Here is a 19607-nt window from a genome sequence, read left to right as displayed (position 1 = left end):
GCGAGTGTCCGGCCGAGAGGGCCGAACCTTGCGGATGGGTAGATGTCGAAGGGTATTATCGCAAATTCGGTGATGAATGCGGCGGCCGGCATGCTGCTGCTGCTGACGGGTTTCGTGTCATCGATCATAACCGCGCGGCTGCTCGGGCCGGAGGCCAACGGCATCGTCGCCTTCTCGCTCTGGCTGGTGGTCACGGGCGCCTCGATCGCCGAACTCGGCTCGAGCATCACGCTGTTGAAGACCCTGCCGCAGCTTTCGGCGGAAGGTTACGACATGCGCCGCCGGCGGGGTTTTGCCGCCATCCTCGTCAGCTTCATGATGTTTTCGACCGTCGTGCTGCTGGCGCTCTACGCCCTGTTCTTCCTGACGTCGGAGGAGATGCACTGGGCCGACACGGCGCCGTCCGTCGCTCTGGTCACCGGCGTGCTGTTCTTCGTCCAGGCGATCGGATCCTTCGTCAAATTCTATCTGATCGGCGAAAAAAAGCTGGGCGCCTTTTTCCGGCTGACGGTGGCCGTCTCGATTTTGCAGCTTGCCGGTGTTGCCGCCGGCGCCGTTTTCTACGGCGTCGAAGGCGTTCTCGTCGGTTATGCGCTCGGCCAGCTCGTGCTGTTCTTCGCCACGCTGCCGATCTTGCTTGCACGGCGCGACTGGTGCGGGGTTTCGCTGAAAGCTCTCGCCTCTTCCTCGGTCATCCTGTCGATCCAGTTCATCATCGATTCGATCTTCCTCAATCGGCTTGAGCTGCTCTTCCTGCAGCAGTTCTGGTCGGTCGAGATGGTCGGTTACTACGCCGTCGGCCTGTCGATCGCCAATATCGCGCTGCAATTGCCGATCCAGATGACCGGCAGCCTGCTGCCCTATTATTCCGAGCGTCGGCATAACAGCGATGATTCGACCTTGCCGGTCGAGGTCTTCGCCGCGGTCACCCGCAGCATGGCCTATATCGTTTTGCCGATGAGCCTCGGGCTGGCGGCGATCTCCAGCGAACTCGTGCTCGTGGTGTTCGGCGAAGCGTTCCGCCGCAGCGGCACGGTGGTGGCGCTGCTGGCGCTGGTGGCGCCCGCCTATACCTTCATGCAGATCCTCAGCCTCTACCTCCTGTCGATGGACAGGGCTCGCTCCCGCCTGAACATCAGTGTGATAGGTGGCCTTCTGATGGTAGTCGGTTGTTTACTGATCGTACCTACGCTTGCCGCCGAGGGTGCTGCACTCGTGCGCATCCTCGTCTTCGTTGCGATGTCGGTGATGATGATCAGGCAGACAGGATTCGGATCCCAGCTTTCGGGCCTCTACACGAGCCTGACGAAGGTGACGCTCGCCGCCGTGCTCTGTGCCTGCGGGGCGATTTCGGCGCTGGAATTCATCCGGGGTCCGATCGGCCTCGTCGTTGCAATCCTTGCCGGCACACTCTGCTATTTCGCGGCACTCCGCGTGCTGCGCGTCATGCCGGCCGAAGATGTCGAGGTCATGCGTTCCATTCTCGGCAAGATGCCGCGCGTGCTGCAGCGCCCGGTGGGGTACGCGATCAATTTCATTGCGCCGCGGCTTCCGGGCGATCCCGACCGCGCCAAGGTCGCGCCCGGTGAATTCTCGCTGGAACCGGCCGAGGGTGCCGGCCGTAGCGCTGCCCTGCCTGTCGTCTTCGACGGCACGATCGGCCTGTTCATGCCTGAAAATCCCACGGTCCAGAAACGTTCGGCCGCCGTGCTCTTCGTCAGCCCCTGGGGTTTCGAGGAGATGTGCAGCCGCAAATTCTTCCGTGTCGCGGCCGAGCATTTCTCCGATATCGGCGTGGCGAGCCTGCGCTTCGACTATCGCGGCACTGGCGATGCGCTCGATTTCGGCGCACTGCCGGCAAGGCTGGAAACCTGGGAAAACTCGATTCGCGCGGCCGCCGCCAAGCTGAAATCGCTCTCCGGTTGCGACCGTATCATCCTTATCGGACAGGGCCTCGGCGCAACGCTTGCCCACCGCATCGGCGCCTCGATCGACGGCGTCGACAGCCTGGTGATGCTGGCGCCGGTGCTGAGCGGCCGGGCCTATCTGCGCGAACTCAACATGTGGTCCAAGATCATCGATGCCGATCTCGGCCTCGGCAAGGAGCATGTCCAGACCGCGAAGGTGCAGATCGCCGGGCTCGTCATGCCCGAAGAGATCGCCGCCGAACTCGGCAAGCTCAACATCGCTGCGCCGCAGGCGCTTGCAGCATCGCGATATCTGATCCTCGAACGGCCCGCCAAGGCCGACGATACCGGCTTTGCCGATGCGCTGAAGGCGCTCGGCGCCGAGGTCGAACAGACGGTTTTCGAAGGTTATGACGAGCTCGCCACCAATCCGCTGTTTGCCAAGACGCCGACCGAGGTCGTCGGGCTGCTGAAGACGTGGTTGGAGAGGGCGACGATGGAGACATCCGCGGTCGGCTCACCTGAGGCGATCGACAATCCGCCGCTTGCCGGCGAGGGTTTTGTCGAAACGCCGGTGCGTTTCGGCAGCCACAATCATCTGGTCGGCGTCGTCAGCCGGCCGCTCGGCGCGATCGAGGGCAATGCCGTGCTGTTCCTGTCGACTGCCTATGACCGGCATGCCGGCTGGGGACGGACGACCGTGGATATGGCGCGCGAGCTCGCACGCCAAGGCGTCGTTTCGCTGCGTTTCGATTCCGCCAATGTCGGCGATAGCCCGCCGCGGCCGGATGCGCCGGAACAGGTGCTCTATTCCAGCACGCAGACCGAGGACGCGGTCGCCGCCCTCGATCTGCTCGAAAGCGTCGTCGCAGGCCCGATCATGGTGGCCGGCCGCTGCAGCGGTGGTTATGTCGCCTTCCGCGCCGGCGTTGCCGATGAGCGGTTGAAGGCCGTCGTCTCGATCAATCCCTTCGTCTATTACTGGGATCCGGAGATACCGGTGCGCCGGGAGCATGTCGTCTCCGTCCCCCGCAGCCTCGATGATTACGGTCAGCGCCTGGCGCGGGTGGATACGCTGAAGCGGCTCATCAGCGGGCAGGTGGATGTGGTGGCGGCGCTGCAGAATATCGTCATCGCCGGCGGCCGGCGCCTGTCGCCGTGGATCGCGCCGCTCATCGAACTGCTGCCCGACCGGCGCCATATTGCCCGCGAGGTTCGGCATTCCTTCGCGCTATTCGGCAAGCGCAAGGTGCCGCTGACGCTGATCTACAGCGAGGGCGATGTCGGGCTCGACCACGTCTATTTCCATTTCGGGCCGCGCGGCGCCAAGCTTTCGCGCTATCCGAACGTGCGGCTGCTGATGCTGCCGGATGCCGACCACAATCTGACGCCGCCGCAATCGCGCAAATTCGTGCTCGACGAGATCATTCGCCTGGCAAGAGCGTGAGGAATCTCAGGCAGGTAGTTTAGATATTGTCTGCGACGACGTTCAGCGACCGGTAGAGATCGATGTAGCGCCCGGCGACGATGTCCCAGGAATAACCGCGCGCGGCGTCGAGAAGCCCGGCGCGGACGGCGTCCGGTTGGCGTGCGAGGGTTTCATAGGCCACCTCGACCGCTGTCGCGGCAGTCTCGGGATTGGTGAAATCGGCAAGCGTGATGACGGGGTGCCGGTCGGCAAGCGTGGTAAAGGCATCGTTGGCGTTCAGCACCGGCAGCAGGCCGGCGCTCAACGCCTCCAGAGCCACCAGGCCGAAACCTTCATATTCCGAGGCGGAGGCAAACAGCGAGGCATCCGTGATGATGCGCCGGATGGCGCCGTTGTCAGGCGAAACGTGCAGGGTGACGCGGCCGGAAAGGTTGCGGCCTTCGATCGCGGCTTCGACATCGGCCCGGTTCAGGTCGGATTCGGCGCCGACGATATCCAAATGCCATTCCGGATCACGGCTCTTCAGCACGGCCATCGCATCGAGCAGATGGTCCAGCCGCTTGTTCACCGAGAAGCGGCCAATGGTGACGACGCGGCGCCTTGCCCGGCGCGAAGCGGTGTCGGCGAACTTGCCGATATCGGCGCCGTTTTCGATCAGCAGGCTGTCGGGCGCGATTTCGGAAAACTGCCTGAGATCGGAGGCGCTGCAGCAGACGACGCGCCGATAGGCCAGTGCCGAAGCGCGGGTCAGCATCCGGAACCAGATCCTCTTGATCGCCGCGTATTTTCGCGTGTGAAAGAAGCCGCCATGGGTGGTGACGATCATCGGCTTGCGATGCAGCAGCCGGCCCCAGGCGAGCGCGTCGAAGAAGAAGTCGATAGCATGGACATGGACAAGATCGGCATCGGCGAGATGACGGAAAACCGCAGGCGCCAGCGGATAGCGGCTGCTGCCGGACCAGGGAATACGCACCACCTCGATGCCGTCGATATCTTCGCGGGCCGGCAGCTTGTCCCCAGGCGCGGTGAACAGCGAATCGAGGGTGACGACGCGGACGCGATAACCCCGGCGAAGGGTCTGGCGGGCAAGATTGGCGACCACGTCTTCCAGGCCGCCGCGATTGGGCAGGAACTGGCGCACGACATGGACGATCAGCGGCGCCGTTTCCGGCTGCGGCCTCTCGCGCACCCTGTCCGCCTCGACGATCGCCATTTTCCACCTATCGTTGCACGCGCCGCCTCATGCCGAGACGGGACTCTTATAGCAACGACCAGATATCTCAGGCGTTAAGCCGTGGTTTAAGCGGCATCCCAAGAGGCGATTCTTCGTAAAAAAGGTTAACCGCGTCTGACGGAAGTTCAGAAGGCTTTGAAGGTCAGGGTCGTCAGCGAGCGGACGATGCCGGGAATATTGGCGATATTGTCGTTGATGAATTTGCCGATATCCTGGCCTTCCTCGATATAGACCTTCAGCAGCAGGTCGTAGTCGCCGCTGGTGGAATAGAGCTCCGAGACCAGTTCGGTCTGGTAGATGGCGTCGGCGACCTCATAGGTTTTGCCAGGGGCGCATTGGAGCTGGACGAAGATCGGCTTCATGGGATTTCCTGCAATGTTTGTTTGGCTGATATAATGGTCGAAAGCGCCATGCCGATGCAAGCCGTTCGTCACGCGGCCCGGTCGGCGGCCGCTTCCGCGACGATCCAATCGCGAAAGGCGGCAAGCGGCGCATAGTCGGCGCGTTCGGGCGGAAAGGCGAGATAATAGCGCTCGCGGCTTTCCATCTCCTGATCGACGGCGGCGACGAGATCGCCGCGGCTGATCTCCTCCTGCATCAGAAATGTCGGCAGCAGGGCGATGCCGAGGCCGGCGATCGCCGCCTGCGCGGCGGTGGCGAACTGGTCGAAGAGCATGCCGTGCACGCTTTCGAAGGAAACGCCGTTGCCGGCGAACCATTGCTCCCAGGCGTCGGGCCGGGTCGTCAGATGCAGCAGCGGAACGGCGAGCAGATCCTGCGGCCCGGCGATTGCGTATCGCCTGAGAAAATCCGGGCTGCAGGCCGGCACCGTGCGCTCCGACATCAGAAAGGTAAGTTCGGCGCCCGGCCAGTGCGGATGGCCGAAATGGATGGCGGCGTCAATCGAATCGAGGCGGAAATCGAAAGGTGAAAGCCGGGTCACCAGATTGATTGTCACACCGGGATTGGCGGCGAGAAAGCGCCCGAGGCGCGGTGCCAGCCAGCGGGTGCCGAAGGTCGGCAGGATGGCGAGATTGAGCGTGCCGCCATGCGGATTGGCGCGCAGGTTGAGCGAAGCGCTCGATATCCGCCGCAGCGCCTCGCGGATCTCGCGGGCATAACTGTCGCCGGCCAGCGTCAGCCGCATGGTCTGGCGTTCGCGCAGGAAGAGCTCGACGCCAAGCTGTTCCTCCAGCGCGCTCACCTGGCGGCTGACGGCGCTCTGGGTCAGATCGAGCTCGCGCGCGGCCGCCGTGACGCTGCCGGTGCGGGCAACCGCCTCGAAAGCGGCGAGATGTGAAATCGATGGCAGAAAACGTCTCGAAGCGAACATGTTCATTCCATTTCAGAATGAGCTATTTCCAAAATGTCGATGTTTCCGCCTTTGCTGCCGAAGTAAAGAGGTTCATCCTGCAAAAACGGAATGAGCCGGAGTTCCAAATGCCGCAAGCCGTCGTGTCCACAGACCGTATCCGCTCGCTCTTCACCGAGGCGATGTCGCAGATGTACCGGACGGAGGTGCCGCAATACGGCACGCTGATCGAACTGGTGGCGGATGTGAATGCCGGCTGTCTCGACAACGATCCGGAACTGCGCGAGCGGCTGGCCCGCGCCGGCGAGCTGGAGCGTATCGATGTCGAACGCCACGGCGCCATCCGGCTCGGCACGGCGGACGAGCTTTTCACTATCCGCCGGCTGTTTTCCGTCATGGGCATGGAGGCGGTCGGCTACTACGATCTTTCGGTTGCCGGTGTGCCAGTGCATTCCACTTGCTTCCGGCCGATCGACGAGGCCGCACTGAACATCAATCCGTTCCGCGTCTTTACCTCGCTGCTGCGATTGGAGCTGATCGAGGACGAAGGGCTGCGCGGCGAAGCTGAGGCCATTCTGGCAAAGCGGCGCATCTATACGCCGCGCGCCATCGCGCTAATCGAGCGCCACGAACAGAAGGGCGGCCTGACGGACGCCGAAGCAACGGAATTCGTCGCCGAGGCGCTCGAAACCTTCCGCTGGCACGGCGAGGCGACAGTCAGCGCCGAGACTTACAAGCGCCTGCACGATGCGCACCGGCTGATCGCCGACGTCGTCAGCTTCAAAGGCCCGCACATCAATCATCTGACGCCGCGCACGCTCGATATCGACGCGGTGCAGGCCCGCATGCCGGAGCGCGGCATCACGCCGAAGGCCGTCATCGAAGGGCCGCCGCGTCGTCAGTGCAATATCCTGCTGCGACAGACGAGCTTCAAGGCGCTTGAAGAAACGATCATCTTCGCCGGTGACGCGGCGGCAGTTCAGGGAACGCACACCGCCCGCTTCGGCGAGATCGAGCAGCGCGGCGTGGCGCTGACAGCCAAGGGCCGGGCGCTCTATGACCGGCTGCTCGCCTCGGTTCGCGGCGAAGTGCAGGTCGGCGCCGGTGGCGCCAAGGCCGGCGCCTACGATCAGGAACTTGCCGAGCGTTTCAAGGCGCTGCCGGACAGCTGGGACGAGCTGCGCCGGCAAGATCTCGCCTTCTTCCATTACTACGTGACGCCTGCAGGCATTGCCGCGGCCGTGGCCGCCCCACTGTCCGGCGATCCGGAAGCGCTGATCGCCAAGGGGTACCTTGCCTTCTCCCCGATCGTCTACGAAGACTTCCTGCCCGTGAGCGCGGCCGGCATCTTCCAGTCGAATCTCGGCACCGATCAGCAGCAGAACTATGCGACGCATTCGAACCGTGATGCCTTCGAGGCCGCGCTCGGCGCCAGCGTTGAGGATGAGCTGGCGCTTTATGCCGAGCGCCAGGCCGCCTCGCTGGATGCCGCGATGGAAGTGCTCGGCGTTACGGGCCTGCCGCTGAAGACCGTTGCCTGAAATGCTCGCTTCAACACTTGATCATATGCGTTAAAGTACCGCGATTTCGTTCCGATCGGACTGAGCCATGCTGAATGATCCGCGCTCCCACGGCCTCTGGGAAAAGACCGCAGCCGAACCGCCTGTTACCTCGCCGCTCGCAGGCGCGGTTTCGGCCGACGTCGTCATCGTCGGCGGCGGTTACACCGGTCTTTCCTCCGCCCTGCATCTTGCCGAAGCCGGCTCGAAGGTGGTGCTGCTGGAGGCGAAGGAGATCGGTTTCGGCGGTGCAGGACGCAATGTCGGCCTGATCAATGCCGGCATGTGGGTGATGCCCGACGACCTGCCCGGCGTGCTCGGCCCGCTGCATGGTGAACGCCTGCTCGAGCTGCTCGGCAATGCCCCGAAGCTTGTCATGGAACTGATCGACAGGCACGGGATCGCCTGCGAACTCGAACGCAACGGCACGCTGCACTGCGCGGTCGGCGCCGACGGGCTGAGGGAGATCGAGGCGCGCGCGGCGCAATGGGCTGCGCGCGGCGCGCCCGTGACGCTGCTCGATGCGGCGGAGACAGCCAGACGCATCGGCAGCGAAGCCTATACGGGTTCGCTGCTCGACATGCGCGCCGGCACGCTGCAGCCGCTGGCCTATGCGCGCGGCCTTGCCCATGCCGCCGTCAAAGCGGGTGTCGCCATCCACACGTCGAGCCCGGTCATCGCAACGGAGCGCAACGGCAGCCGCTGGACCGTGAAGACGGCGAAGGGCGAGGTCAGCGCCGACTGGATCATCGTCGCGACCGATGCCTACAGCACCGGCCCCTTCGAGCAGGTGCGCAACGAACAGGTCTATCTGCCCTATTTCAACTTCGCCACCGTGCCGCTCGGCCACAATCTGCGCCAGTCGATCCTGCCGGGACGGGAAGGCGCCTGGGATACCAAGGACATCCTGTCCTCCTTCCGCATGGACCAGGCCGGCCGTCTCGTTTTCGGCAGTGTCGGGGCGTTGCGCAATACCGGGCTTGCCGTGCACAAGGGCTGGGCCAAGCGCGCCTTGAAGCGGCTGTTCCCGATTATCGGCGATGTCGAATTCGAATGCGAGTGGTACGGCCAGATCGGCATGACCGACAATGCACTGCCGCGCTTTCACAAATTCGCCCCCGGCGTCATCGGCTTTTCGGGTTATAACGGCCGCGGCATTGCCCCCGGCACGGTTTTCGGCCGGACACTGGCCGAGCATATTCTCGGCCGGCTGTCGGAAGCCAATCTGCCGCTGCCACTGACCTCACCCACCGAACCGAGCTTCCGGGCGCTCAAGGAACTATGGTACGAAGCCGGCGCTCAGGTCGCCCATTTCGCCGATGCCCGCTTTTGAGAACCGACAAGCGCTTCCGGGAAGCGAAACTCGCTTCTGAGAACAACAAGATTGGAACCACGACAATGACTATCGCCGTCCTCGATCTCGCCACCGAAACCGCCAAGCTGCTCGCCGAACTCGGCGTCGATGCCGGCCGCTATCACGACGGCACGCTTTCCGTCACCTCGCCGGTGACGGGCAAGGAAATCGGCAAGCTTAAAGAGCACACCGTTTCCGAGACGAAGGCGGCGATCGAAGAGGCGCACAAGGCTTTCCTCGAATGGCGTTCCGTGCCCGCGCCGAAGCGCGGCGAGCTGGTCCGCCTGCTCGGCGAGGAACTGCGTGCGGCAAAGACGGCGCTTGGCCGTCTCGTCTCGATCGAGGTCGGCAAGATCACCTCTGAAGGCCTCGGTGAAGTGCAGGAGATGATCGACATTTGCGATTTCGCCGTCGGCCTGTCCCGTCAGCTCTATGGCCTGACGATCGCCACCGAGCGCTCCGAACACCGGATGATGGAAAGCTGGCATCCGCTCGGCGTGGTCGGCATCATCTCCGCCTTCAACTTCCCCGTCGCCGTTTGGTCGTGGAATGCAGCCCTTGCGATGGTCTGCGGCAATTCCACCGTCTGGAAGCCCTCGGAAAAGACGCCGTTGACCGCACTTGCCGTGCAGGCGCTGTTCGAAAAGGCGCTGAAGCGTTTCGTCGCCGAGGGCGGCATGGCACCGGCCAATCTGTCGACCTTGATCATCGGCGGCCGCGAGGTCGGCGAAGTGCTGGTCGATCATCCGAAGATCCCGCTCGTATCCGCCACCGGCTCCACTGCCATGGGCCGCGCCGTCGGCCCGCGCCTGTCGCAGCGTTTTGCCCGCGCCATCCTCGAACTCGGCGGCAACAATGCGGCGATCGTCTGCCCGAGCGCCGATCTCGACCTGACGCTGCGCGGCGTCGCCTTCTCCGCCATGGGCACGGCCGGCCAGCGCTGCACCACGCTGCGCCGTCTCTTCGTACATGACAGCGTCTACGACCAGCTGGTGCCGCGCCTGCAGAAGGCTTACGGTTCCGTCACCATCGGCAATCCGCTGGAGACCGGCACGCTTGTGGGGCCGCTGATCGACGGTCAGGCCTTCGAGAGGATGCAGGCAGCGCTTGGCGAGGCGACGTCGGCTGGCGGCAAGGTCACCGGCGGCGACCGTGTCGGCAACGGTTTGACCGATGCCTTCTATGTTCGCCCGGCGCTGGTCGAAATGCCCGATCAGACCGGACCGGTCGAGCACGAGACCTTCGCGCCGATCCTCTACGTGATGAAATACAGCGATTTCGACGAAGTGCTGGCGCTGCACAATGCCGTGCCGCAGGGTCTGTCGTCGTCGATCTTCACCAACGACATGCGCGAGGCCGAAACCTTCGTCTCCGCCAGCGGTTCGGATTGCGGCATCGCCAACGTCAACCTTGGTCCGTCGGGCGCGGAAATCGGCGGTGCCTTCGGCGGCGAGAAGGAGACCGGCGGCGGCCGCGAATCCGGCTCGGATGCCTGGAAGGCCTATATGCGCCGCTCCACCAACACGATCAACTATGGCAAGACGCTGCCGCTTGCTCAGGGCGTCAAGTTCGACGTCGAATAGGTCGGCCCACAAAAAGGCGGCGCTTGAGAGCGTCGCCTTTTTAGCCAGATCGAGATTTATTCCCTCTGTAATATGAAATATTTAGTCAAGATATTGTGATTGCTTTTCCGGCGAAGCCAAACTTGAAATCTTCAGTCAGGAAAAATATACGCCTCTCATCGCCCTTGGAGACCTCGGGTGACATCGCCACGGAGGCCATCATGACCATTGCACTGAATCGTTTTTCCCTTGCGTTTGCGTTTACCGCTTCGCTTCTCTCCGCCACCGCGCTCGCAGGCAGTGCCAGCGCGCAGGATGAAGGCCTCGTCGTCTACAATGCCCAGCACGAAAGCCTGGGCCGCGAATGGATCGATGCCTTCACCAAGGAGACCGGCATCAAGGTCACCATGCGCCAGGGCGGCGACATGCAGTTCGCCAACCAGCTTATCCAGGAAGGCGATGCCTCGCCGGCGGATGTATTCCTGACCGAGAATTCACCGGCGATGACGCTGGTCGACGGCGCCGGCCTCTTCGCCCCCATCGAAAAGGACACGCTAGACCAGGTACCGGATCAGTACCGCCCGGCCGACGGCATGTGGACCGGTATCGCCGCCCGCACCACCGTCTTTGCCTATGACAAGACCAAGCTCACCGAAGACAAGCTGCCGAAGTCGATGCTCGACCTCGCCGATCCGACCTGGAAGGGCCGCTGGGGCGCGGCACCTGCCGGCGCAGACTTCCAGGCCATCGTCGCCTCGCTGCTGCAACTCAAGGGTGAAGACGCTACCAAGGCATGGCTGAAGGGCCTCAAGGACAACGCCACGCCCTACAAGGGCAACAGCGTCGCCATGAAGGCCGTCAACGCAGGCGAAGTCGAAGGCGCTGTCATCTATCACTATTATTGGTTCGGCGATCAGGCCAAAACCGGTGAAAACAGCAAGAATGTCGGCCTGCACTACTTCAAGAACCAAGATCCGGGCGCTTTCGTCAGCGTCTCGGGCGGCGGCGTTCTGAAGTCCACTCAGCATATGAAGGACGCTCAGGCTTTCCTGAAGTTCATCACCAGCAAGGCCGGCCAGGCGGTTCTGAAGGACGGCACGTCCTACGAATATGCCATCGGCAAGGATGCCGCTTCCAACGACAAGCTGACGCCGCTCGCCGATCTCAACGCGCCGAAAGTCGAAGCTTCGACCCTGGACAGCAAGAAGGTCGTCGAGCTGATGACAGCAGCCGGCCTGATCTAAACCTTTCTGCCGCAGGCTTGCAGCGGCCAAAACTATTGCTTTTGGCTCAAGAAAACCTTAGGGCATGACGATATCCGGCAACCGCCCTTTAAAGGGCGGTTGCCTTCCTTTTTCGGCGTATGAAGGCATCGGCCTTGCTGCAGGACAATAGATTGCTCGCATCCGGCAACGAAGCGCCGGTGACGCCGAGGGCCGCGCGCATGGTTTTGCCGCGCGGGCGTATGCCCCACGCGACCGTGGTGCTGTTTGCCACCGTCGTCGCAGTCTTCAGTCTCGTGCCGCTCGGCTTCATCGGCTGGGTCACCTATGACGTCGGCTGGGAAACGGTGAAGACCCTGGTCTTCCGGCCGCGGGTCGGCGAACTGCTCGTCAATACGGTCCTGCTTGAGACAATCACCATTCCGCTGTCGATCGCGCTTGCCGTGACGCTCGCCTGGCTGACCGAGCGGACCGACATTCCCTTCGCCCGGCTCTGGGCCTGGCTTGCCATCGCCCCGCTCGCCGTGCCCGCCTTCGTGCACAGCTATGCCTGGGTCAGCCTCGTCCCCGGCATGCGCGGCCTGCAGAGCGGCGTCTTCATCTCGGTGATCGCCTATTATCCCTTCCTCTACCTGCCGGTCGCGGCCGCCTTGCGCCGTCTCGACCCGGCGATCGAGGATGCCGCGGCCTCGCTCGGTCTCAATCCCTGGCGGGTCTTCTTCCGGGCGGTGCTGCCGCAGCTCCGGCTCGCCATCTGCGGCGGCTCGCTGCTGATCGGGTTGCATCTGCTTTCGGAATACGGCCTGTTCGTGATGATCCGCTTCGACACCTTCGCGACGGCGATCGTCGATCAGTTCCAGTCCTCCTACAACAGCCCTGCCTCCAACATGCTCGGCGGCGTGCTCGTTGCCTGCTGTCTCTTTCTGCTCGGCTTCGAGGTGCTGGTGCGCGGCAACGAACGTTATGCCCGCGTCGGCTCCGGCTCTCCCCGCCCGGCGGCTCGCCGGCGGCTCGGCTGGTTCGTGGTGCCGGCCGTTCTGCTGCCCGTCCTCCTGGCGGTGCTGACACTCGGCGTGCCGCTGATGACGCTTGGCCGCTGGCTTTATCTCGGCGGCGCCGGGATCTGGCACATCGAGGTCGGCAGCGCCTTCCTGCAGACGATCGTGCTTGCCATCGGCGGCGGCGTATTGGCGACGATTGCCGCAGCGCCGATGGCCTGGCTTTCCGTGCGAGCGCCCGGCCGCTTCCAGCGCCTGCTCGAAGCCTGTCATTATTATGTCGGCTCGCTGCCTGGCGTCGTCGTGGCGCTGGCGCTGGTGACGATCACCGTGCGCCTCGTGCTGCCGCTCTATCAGACCTTCGCAACCCTGCTCGTCGCCTATGTGATGCTTTTCCTGCCGCGGGCCATGGTCGGGCTGCGCGCCAGCATCGCCCAGGCGCCGGTGGAGCTGGAGCGCGCCGCGATGGGGCTTGGCCGCACGCCCGGCCAGGCGGTGCGGCAGATCACCATGCGGCTTGCCGCACCAGGCGCGGCCGCCAGCGTGGCGCTTGCCGCGCTCGGCATCACCAACGAACTGACGGCGACCCTGATGCTGTCGCCCAACGGCGTCGATACGCTGGCGACCAAATTCTGGTCGCTGACCAGCGAGATCGACTATGTCTCGGCCGCACCCTATGCCTTCATGATGGTCGTGCTGTCGCTGCCGCTCACCCTCATGCTCTATACGCAATCGAAACGGACCGCCGGCCAATGACGCTGCTTACGATCGAAAACATCAGCAAGCGCTATGGGCCTGTGCAGGCGCTGAAGGATATTTCGCTGGATGTCCAGGCGGGCAGCCGCACGGCGGTCGTCGGCCCGTCCGGTTCGGGCAAGACGACGCTGCTGCGCATCATTGCCGGCTTCGAGCAACCCGATGTCGGCAGGGTGACGCTCGATGGCGAAGTCCTTGCCGATGGGCTCGCGACGGTGCCGGCCCATAAGCGCGGCATCGGCATCGTTTCGCAGGACGGCGCGCTGTTTCCGCACCTGAGCGTCGCCGAGAATATCGGCTTCGGCTTCGAGCGGGGGGCAGCGGATCGGGAGAAGCGCATCGTCGAGCTGCTCGACATGGTCGAGCTCGACCGCGGCATGCTGGTGCGGCGCCCGCACCAGCTGTCCGGCGGCCAGCAGCAGCGCGTGGCGCTCGCCCGTGCGCTCGGCCGCAAGCCGCGGCTGATGTTGCTCGACGAACCTTTCTCGGCACTCGATACCGGATTGCGCGAGAATATGCGCAAGGCGGTGGCGCGCGTGCTGCAGGCGGCCGGCATCACCGCTGTGCTCGTCACGCATGATCAGGAAGAGGCGCTGACCTTTGCCGATCAGGTTGCGGTTCTGAGAGAGGGGCGGTTGATCCAGGCGGGGTCGCCGCAGTCATTGTATCTGCATCCGCGGGATCGCGAGACGGCGCTGTTTCTCGGCGACGCCGTGCTGCTTCCGGCCATCATCCGCAACGGCCTCGCCGACTGTGCGCTCGGCCGCGTCGCCGTCGAAGGCAATCGTCAGGGCAAGGCGGAGATCATGCTGCGGCCGGAGCAGATCCGCGTCGTTGCCGATGAAGGCGATCGTCGCTATGGCGGGCGTGTCGTCGAGGTGGAGTTCGGCGGCGCGGTCTGCACCGTTGCGGTGTCGCTCGACGGTGTCGCCCTGCCGCCGATCCTGATCAAGACCTCAAGCGTCGCGCTTCCCTCACGCGGCGATCTCGTTCGCCTCGATATCGCGGGCAAGGCGCATATTTTCGAAAGCTAAACTCAGCCGAACTTGCGCACCACTTCTTCCGGCTCGATGCCTTCGAGCCAGCCGCCGGTGAAGCCGGCACGCTCGAGCCCGAGGCGGATGGCCGGCGATTGCCGCATCAGTTTCCAGATGAAGTCGGAGCGCTCGTTCTCGATGGTCATGACGACAAGACCCTGGTCGATGCCGACGGTGCGGTCGTCGACCCAGCCTTCCGGCCGCTTGGTCTTGACGGTCGGGTTGAAGCCGCCGGGAAAGCCGCCTTCCAGGAGCAGGTTCGGATAGCTGGTCAGCAGCGCCTTGGTGCCGTCGAGAGCCGCCTGCCGGTCGTAGGGCAGGCAGGCAAGGGCCGCCCAGGGCGCGATCGTGCCGTCATCCGGGCCGAGAGGCGCGCCGCGGGCGGCGTAGCCCAGCACCTTCGGCTGGCGGCCGCCGCGCATGCGCCGTGTCGGCGGCGGGCCGTCGCAGGCGGAGAAACCCCAGATATTCCGGTTGTAGCCAACGAACTGGCCGGGATTGCGCTCGGCATAATCACGCTGGACGTTGATCATCACCTGGGTGTTGCGGAAGTAATCCCAGTTCCGCTCCGCCATCGGCTTGTCCTGAATGCCGCGGAAGTCGATCCAGGCATGCGAGAAGAGGTGGATGAACAGCGGTCCGGCATAGAGATAGGACTGTTCGCCGTGCAGCATCCAGGAATAGCTCGACGTGAAGGCGTCGTAGCACGATTGCGGAATGGCGTGCGTCGGCGAGGCGAGCGCCAGCGCATAGAGGATGATCGCCTCGTCGAAGCCGTGATAGCGCCAGCGCAGGAAGCCGGAAGAGGGCTTCCAGCCCATGGCAATGGTATCGCCCTTGTTCAGCGCCCAGCGCCAGTCGACGCGCTCGTAGATGAAGGTCGCGAGCGCGCGGATTTCCGTTTCCGTCTCGTCGTCTTCGCGATCGAAATATTGCGCTGCCGTCAGGATGCCGGCGATAAGCAGCGCCGTGTCGATGGTCGAGAGTTCGCTGTTCCAGGCGCGATTGCCGGTATCCATGTGCAGGAAATGATAGAAAAAGCCGCGGTGGCCCGTTGCGTGACGTTCCTCGCCCTGACGCGCCTCGGCAAAGAAACGCAGCGTATTGACCGTCCGTTCGGCTGCTTCCTTGCGGGTGATCCAGCAACGTTCGACTGCAACGGGATAGGAGGAAAGCGCAAAGCCGACGGCTGCGATGCTCGCCGGCACGCCGCCGATCGAGGTATCGGCCACCAGGCCATTTTCGGGATTGGAATATTTCAGGAAGTACTTGAATGCCGAATGCTGCAGCCTGTCGACGAGTGCTGCATCAATGTCTTCAATCCGTTGCAGCATAGGCTCCTACCCAACTGTTGCATCGCCCCATGCTTGAACATGGCGACCGTTCCCGGGCAAATCAAACCTTTTTGATTCGCAGGGATAAGAGAACACAAATGGGCGGAAGTGGTCGTTAATAATTATTGGTGAAATAATATCTAGCAGAAGTCATATAAGCAGCGCAGCAAAAAGCGGAGGCCGCGTACAGCCGGCCCGGGTTATTTTCCCGCAATACTTGTTTCCTCCGCCCCTTTAGGAACTGGCCGACGAAGCCCTTTTCTGGAAAGCCGGATGGCTCGAAGCTCAGGCGCGCGTTGCGCGCGCGGAGAGGAAGACCTGCGGCTCGAAGGCAAAGTCCTTGTCGAACGGGTAGGTCGGATGCACCTTGCACAGCCTTGGCAGGCGCTCGACGAACTGGTCGACAACCCCTGTCGAGAGCGCCATCAGGTTCGGATTGGCGATCGGCGCCAGCTCGGGCGAGAGATAACCCGATTTGACGACGACGATCCTGGCGCCGTGCGGATCGAGCCCGAGCCGGGTGAAATCGGCGATATTGTGGTAGGGCCGGCGCTTGGCCGCGAGCACGAGGTCGATACCACCGATCGAAACCACTGCCTGACGGTCCGAGGGGTCCGGCGTTTCGTGCAGGAATTTGACCGTGAAGCGGGCCGCGACCGGCTTGCTGCCCTTAGTGTCGAGCGAGGCGCCGACGCTGAGATTGAGTGCCGCGCCGATGCCGCCGGCATAACAGGCCTCGGTCGCCGCCTTGTCGGTGATGCCGGCGAAGACGACGCCTGTCGCACCCTTGGCGATCAGCTCCGCCAGCACCTCGGCCCGGTCGCCGACGCCGCCGCCGGTTGGGTTGTCGCCGGATTCGGCAAGCACGACAGGGGCGGTCGGGCTTGCGATGGCTTTCGCAACACATTCCTCGACCGAGCCGGTCTCGCAACCGAAGACGAAATCTTCGCGCGCATCCCAATAGGCGCTCGCGAGGTGTGTGGCTTCACGCTCCAGCACGGCGCGGTCGGTGCCGGTCATGATGGCCGCAGCCGTGGCGCGCGGCTCGTCGGCCCAGACGTAACCGACCATCAGGGATGCGTCCCAGACGCCGTCGATCGCGTCGATTTCCGGCAGCATTCCATAGAGGCCTTTAGCCGGCTCATCGACGGTGCTGGTGCGCTCGCCGGGCAGCACGACCGGAATCGGCGCCCAGAGGACGGCCGGCCTCACGCCGGTTTTCAGGCTCTTCACCAGCATGAAGACCGAGCGGCGCATCGTCTCCTCGACATCGATATGCGGCGCGGTGCGATAGGTGGAAAAGATGTCGAGCGCATCGATGATGCGCTGGGTGACGTTGCCGTGCAGGTCGTAGCTTGCAGCAACCGTGCAATTCTCGCCGACAAGCGCGCGGGCAGCACCGATCCAGTCGCCCTCGGCATCCTCCATGCCCTCGACATACATGGCACCATGCATGGCGAGGTAGAGACCGTCGAGCGGCAGCAGCGGCTTCAGCCGCTCGAGGAATTCGCTCTTGAAGGCCTCGTAGGTGACGCGCGACACCGGGCCGCCGGCAATGGCGCGGGCATGGATCGTCGGCAGGAATTCGGCGTCGTAATCCTTGAGGAAGCCGAAGTAAGGGGATGCCAGCAGTGCTTCCCCGCGCAACACGCGAAAATCCCTCTCCTCGTTCAGGACGGGATTGTATGTGCTGCACTCGATATGAATGCCACCGACGGCGATGCGCATGGGAAACCTCAGGTGATGTTGGGAGGAATCAGAATTTTATGGACGATGTCTGCGCCAATGCGTCAGCTTAGGGTCGGCGGCGGCAGAAGGGGCTGAACTGAACATGAAGGTTTCGATCCGAAGACGTGTTCACTTTGTCTCGACAATAAGTTTACAGACGAAGCAATCAACCAATAAATCAAAAACTTGATCAAGCTCCGGTGTCGCACCAGCCGGCGCCCTATGCAGCCAAAATGGATATGTTATACGACGATCATGGGATTCGGGGTCTTCATCCACCGCTCAGATTCGATTTACGACGACAGCCCCGCTGAGCGATATCAGTTTCCTAGCCAGTATCTCCAGCGTGTCCAAGGCTGCCTCGGCGACTGGATCATCTACTACGAACCTCGAAAGGTCACAGAGACCCGAGGTTACTTCGCTGTGGCAAGGGTTGAGCGGGTCATTCCTGATCCCGCTGCGCCGGGCATGTATCTGGCACTGATTGAACCCGGAAGTTATCTCGACTTCGTAAACCCTATTCCCTTCAGTGGAGCCGACGGCGTTGTCGAGCGTAGCGTGCTGAACACGCAAGACCGGATTTCCGGCCGTGCGCAGTCGGCTGTTCGCCCGATTTCGTCGGACGACTTCAGCCGGATCATTGCGTTGGGCCTCGATAACAGCGAGCCATTGCTGCCGCGCGTCGACGCCAATGCATCCTCTTCGGGCTTTGAGGAAGAGCAGGCACCGTTCCAATTCGAGCAGAGCCGCGACCGTGTGAGTTTTGTCGCGTCACGGATCGTTCGAGATCGAGTGTTCCGGCAGGTCGTCTTGCGCGCCTATGACAAACGTTGCGCGATTACCGGGCTCAAACTGATCAACGGTGGAGGCCGGGCAGAGGTCGATGCAGCGCATATCCGACCGGTCGAGGCGAGCGGTCCCGATATCGTCAGCAACGGAATTGCTCTATCCGGTACGGCCCATTGGATGTTCGATCGAGGATTTATAGGCCTGACGGATGATCTGGAGATTCTCATCTCCCGACACGTTAACGATCCCGACGCGGTGCGCGATCTGATCAACAAAACCGGCCGCGCGATAATGCCCCGCCGAGCATTTGAACGACCGCACGCGCATTTCCTGCAGTGGCACCGCGAACACTGCTTCAAGCAGTAGATGCGTCGGCAATTATATTTTTCTCAGGGATTGCAGAACGAAATACCCAAGCCGCGGCACGCGAAGCCGTCACCCCGTCTCAGGGACGTTCCGGTACCTATGTCTTCGGCATGGACAAGAGAGAAACTGGAGCGGGCGAAGGGATTCGAACCCTCGACCCCAACCTTGGCAAGGTTGTGCTCTACCCCTGAGCTACACCCGCTCAATCCGCATCGGTCCGGGGTAGTTGTTGGACCGTGGGCGCCGCCTTGTGGCGACGGGCGCTATATGGCCTAACGGATTTTCAAATGCAACAGGGAAATGACGGAGAGGCGAAGAAAAATTCGCAAGGTCGCATGAGGCAGGCGGAAAGGCCGCAAATGCGGGGGTAGAGCGTCGGTGGCGAAGATTGCCAAATGATGGGGACGGATTTAATCAGGACGCCTCGACTTTGTCCCTCCTGCGCAATGGATTGCCCGATGCCCGAAAACGCCCCCAAGACAAGAGAAGATCTGTTTGCTTTCCTCGACGGGCTCGGCATCCCGCACAAGACGGTTGATCACGCCCCTGTTTTCACCGTGGCCGAATCGGTTGCGCTACGCGACCAGATCCCCGGCGGCCACACCAAGAACCTTTTCATCAAGGATAAGAAGGACAGGTATTTTCTGCTGACCGTGGAGGAACATGCCGAGGTCGACCTGAAGCAGGTTCACACCCTTATCGGCGGCTCCGGCCGGGTTTCCTTCGGCAGGGCGGAGAAGCTGATGGACTATCTCGGCGTTATCCCCGGCGCGGTCACGGCATTCGGCGCGATCAACGATGCCGCGGGCAATGTCACTTTCGTGCTCGATGCTGATCTGATGCGCGAGGAAATCGTCAACTGCCATCCGCTGTCCAACGATGCGACGACATCGATTGCGAGCGGCGACCTCATCCGTTTCATGGAAGCGACCGGACATAAGCCGCTTGTCTTGAAAGTGACGTCCTGACATACGATTTTAGCGCTACAATGAGGCCGGCAGGATCGGCGCGGCGGGAGA

At 62.9% G+C, this 19607-nt stretch carries 14 protein-coding genes and 1 tRNA gene; 9 read left to right on the top strand and 6 right to left on the bottom strand.

The genetic code is table 11. The features are described from left to right. The first annotated feature begins 42 nt into the window (after window positions 1–42). Window positions 43–3354 carry an oligosaccharide flippase family protein gene (locus AMK05_RS21540; RefSeq protein WP_064841064.1) on the top strand — a complete coding sequence of 1104 codons (3312 nt, stop codon included), beginning with the start codon at window positions 43–45 and terminating at the stop codon, window positions 3352–3354. 19 nt (window positions 3355–3373) lie between these two features. On the opposite strand, the gene AMK05_RS21535 is transcribed toward AMK05_RS21540, so the two are convergent. The 3 genes from AMK05_RS21535 to AMK05_RS21525 form a co-directional block, all read right to left on the bottom strand. Further along, the gene (locus tag AMK05_RS21535) at window positions 3374–4549 is read right to left on the bottom strand and encodes a glycosyltransferase family 4 protein (RefSeq protein WP_064841063.1); all 1176 of its coding nucleotides are present in this window, start codon (window positions 4547–4549) and stop codon (window positions 3374–3376) included. A gap of 146 nt (window positions 4550–4695) precedes the next feature. Continuing rightward, window positions 4696–4932, bottom strand: coding sequence for an Lrp/AsnC ligand binding domain-containing protein (locus AMK05_RS21530; RefSeq protein WP_003567502.1), 237 nt, complete (start codon window positions 4930–4932; stop codon window positions 4696–4698). A 68-nt stretch (window positions 4933–5000) separates the two neighbouring features. Beyond that, complete coding sequence (locus tag AMK05_RS21525; RefSeq protein ID WP_064841062.1) at window positions 5001–5909, bottom strand: LysR family transcriptional regulator; 909 nt, start codon at window positions 5907–5909, stop codon at window positions 5001–5003. Window positions 5910–6010: 101 nt separating this feature from the next. Between AMK05_RS21525 and hglS the strand changes: the two genes are divergently transcribed. The 6 genes from hglS (at window position 6011) to AMK05_RS21495 (ending at window position 14368) form a co-directional block, all read left to right on the top strand. Beyond that, window positions 6011–7423, top strand: a complete 1413-nt coding sequence (gene hglS / locus AMK05_RS21520; protein WP_064841482.1) for a 2-oxoadipate dioxygenase/decarboxylase HglS — start codon at window positions 6011–6013, stop codon at window positions 7421–7423. Between the two features lie 67 nt (window positions 7424–7490). After that, window positions 7491–8774, top strand: coding sequence for an NAD(P)/FAD-dependent oxidoreductase (locus AMK05_RS21515; RefSeq protein WP_064841061.1), 1284 nt, complete (start codon window positions 7491–7493; stop codon window positions 8772–8774). Window positions 8775–8839: 65 nt separating this feature from the next. Next, on the top strand, window positions 8840–10378 hold the full coding sequence (gene amaB, locus AMK05_RS21510) for an L-piperidine-6-carboxylate dehydrogenase (RefSeq protein WP_064841060.1): 1539 nt from the start codon (window positions 8840–8842) through the stop codon (window positions 10376–10378). A gap of 200 nt (window positions 10379–10578) precedes the next feature. Then, window positions 10579–11601 (top strand): iron ABC transporter substrate-binding protein, encoded by a 1023-nt coding sequence (locus AMK05_RS21505; RefSeq protein WP_064841059.1) that lies wholly within the window; start codon window positions 10579–10581, stop codon window positions 11599–11601. Window positions 11602–11753: 152 nt separating this feature from the next. Continuing rightward, window positions 11754–13334, top strand: coding sequence for an ABC transporter permease (locus AMK05_RS21500; protein ID WP_237352151.1), 1581 nt, complete (start codon window positions 11754–11756; stop codon window positions 13332–13334). After that, complete coding sequence (locus tag AMK05_RS21495) at window positions 13331–14368, top strand: ABC transporter ATP-binding protein (RefSeq protein ID WP_064841057.1); 1038 nt, start codon at window positions 13331–13333, stop codon at window positions 14366–14368. Before AMK05_RS21500 ends, AMK05_RS21495 begins: the two co-directional genes overlap by 4 nt. Before the next feature lie 2 nt (window positions 14369–14370). On the opposite strand, the gene AMK05_RS21490 is transcribed toward AMK05_RS21495, so the two are convergent. Then, window positions 14371–15705, bottom strand: a complete 1335-nt coding sequence (locus tag AMK05_RS21490; RefSeq protein ID WP_064841056.1) for a glucoamylase family protein — start codon at window positions 15703–15705, stop codon at window positions 14371–14373. A 285-nt stretch (window positions 15706–15990) separates the two neighbouring features. Then, window positions 15991–17433 (bottom strand): M81 family metallopeptidase, encoded by a 1443-nt coding sequence (locus AMK05_RS21485; RefSeq protein WP_064841055.1) that lies wholly within the window; start codon window positions 17431–17433, stop codon window positions 15991–15993. A 255-nt stretch (window positions 17434–17688) separates the two neighbouring features. Here AMK05_RS21485 and AMK05_RS21480 point away from each other — a divergent pair, with 255 nt between their 5' ends. Next, complete coding sequence (locus tag AMK05_RS21480; protein WP_064841054.1) at window positions 17689–18588, top strand: HNH endonuclease; 900 nt, start codon at window positions 17689–17691, stop codon at window positions 18586–18588. 127 nt (window positions 18589–18715) lie between these two features. Here the strand turns inward: AMK05_RS21480 and AMK05_RS21475 are convergent. Further along, window positions 18716–18790, bottom strand: a tRNA-Gly gene (locus AMK05_RS21475). Window positions 18791–19046: 256 nt separating this feature from the next. On the opposite strand from AMK05_RS21475, the gene AMK05_RS21470 reads away from it, so the two are divergent. Then, a complete protein-coding gene (locus tag AMK05_RS21470) occupies window positions 19047–19556 on the top strand; it encodes a prolyl-tRNA synthetase associated domain-containing protein (protein WP_064841481.1) in 510 nt (169 codons plus the stop codon). The last annotated feature ends 51 nt before the right edge of the window (window positions 19557–19607 follow it).

It is taken from the genome of Rhizobium sp. N324, assembly GCF_001664485.1.
Taxonomy (GTDB): Bacteria; Pseudomonadota; Alphaproteobacteria; order Rhizobiales; family Rhizobiaceae; genus Rhizobium.
Note: the sequence above shows the minus strand (reverse complement) of the source record. Positions and strands in the feature narration are given on the sequence as shown.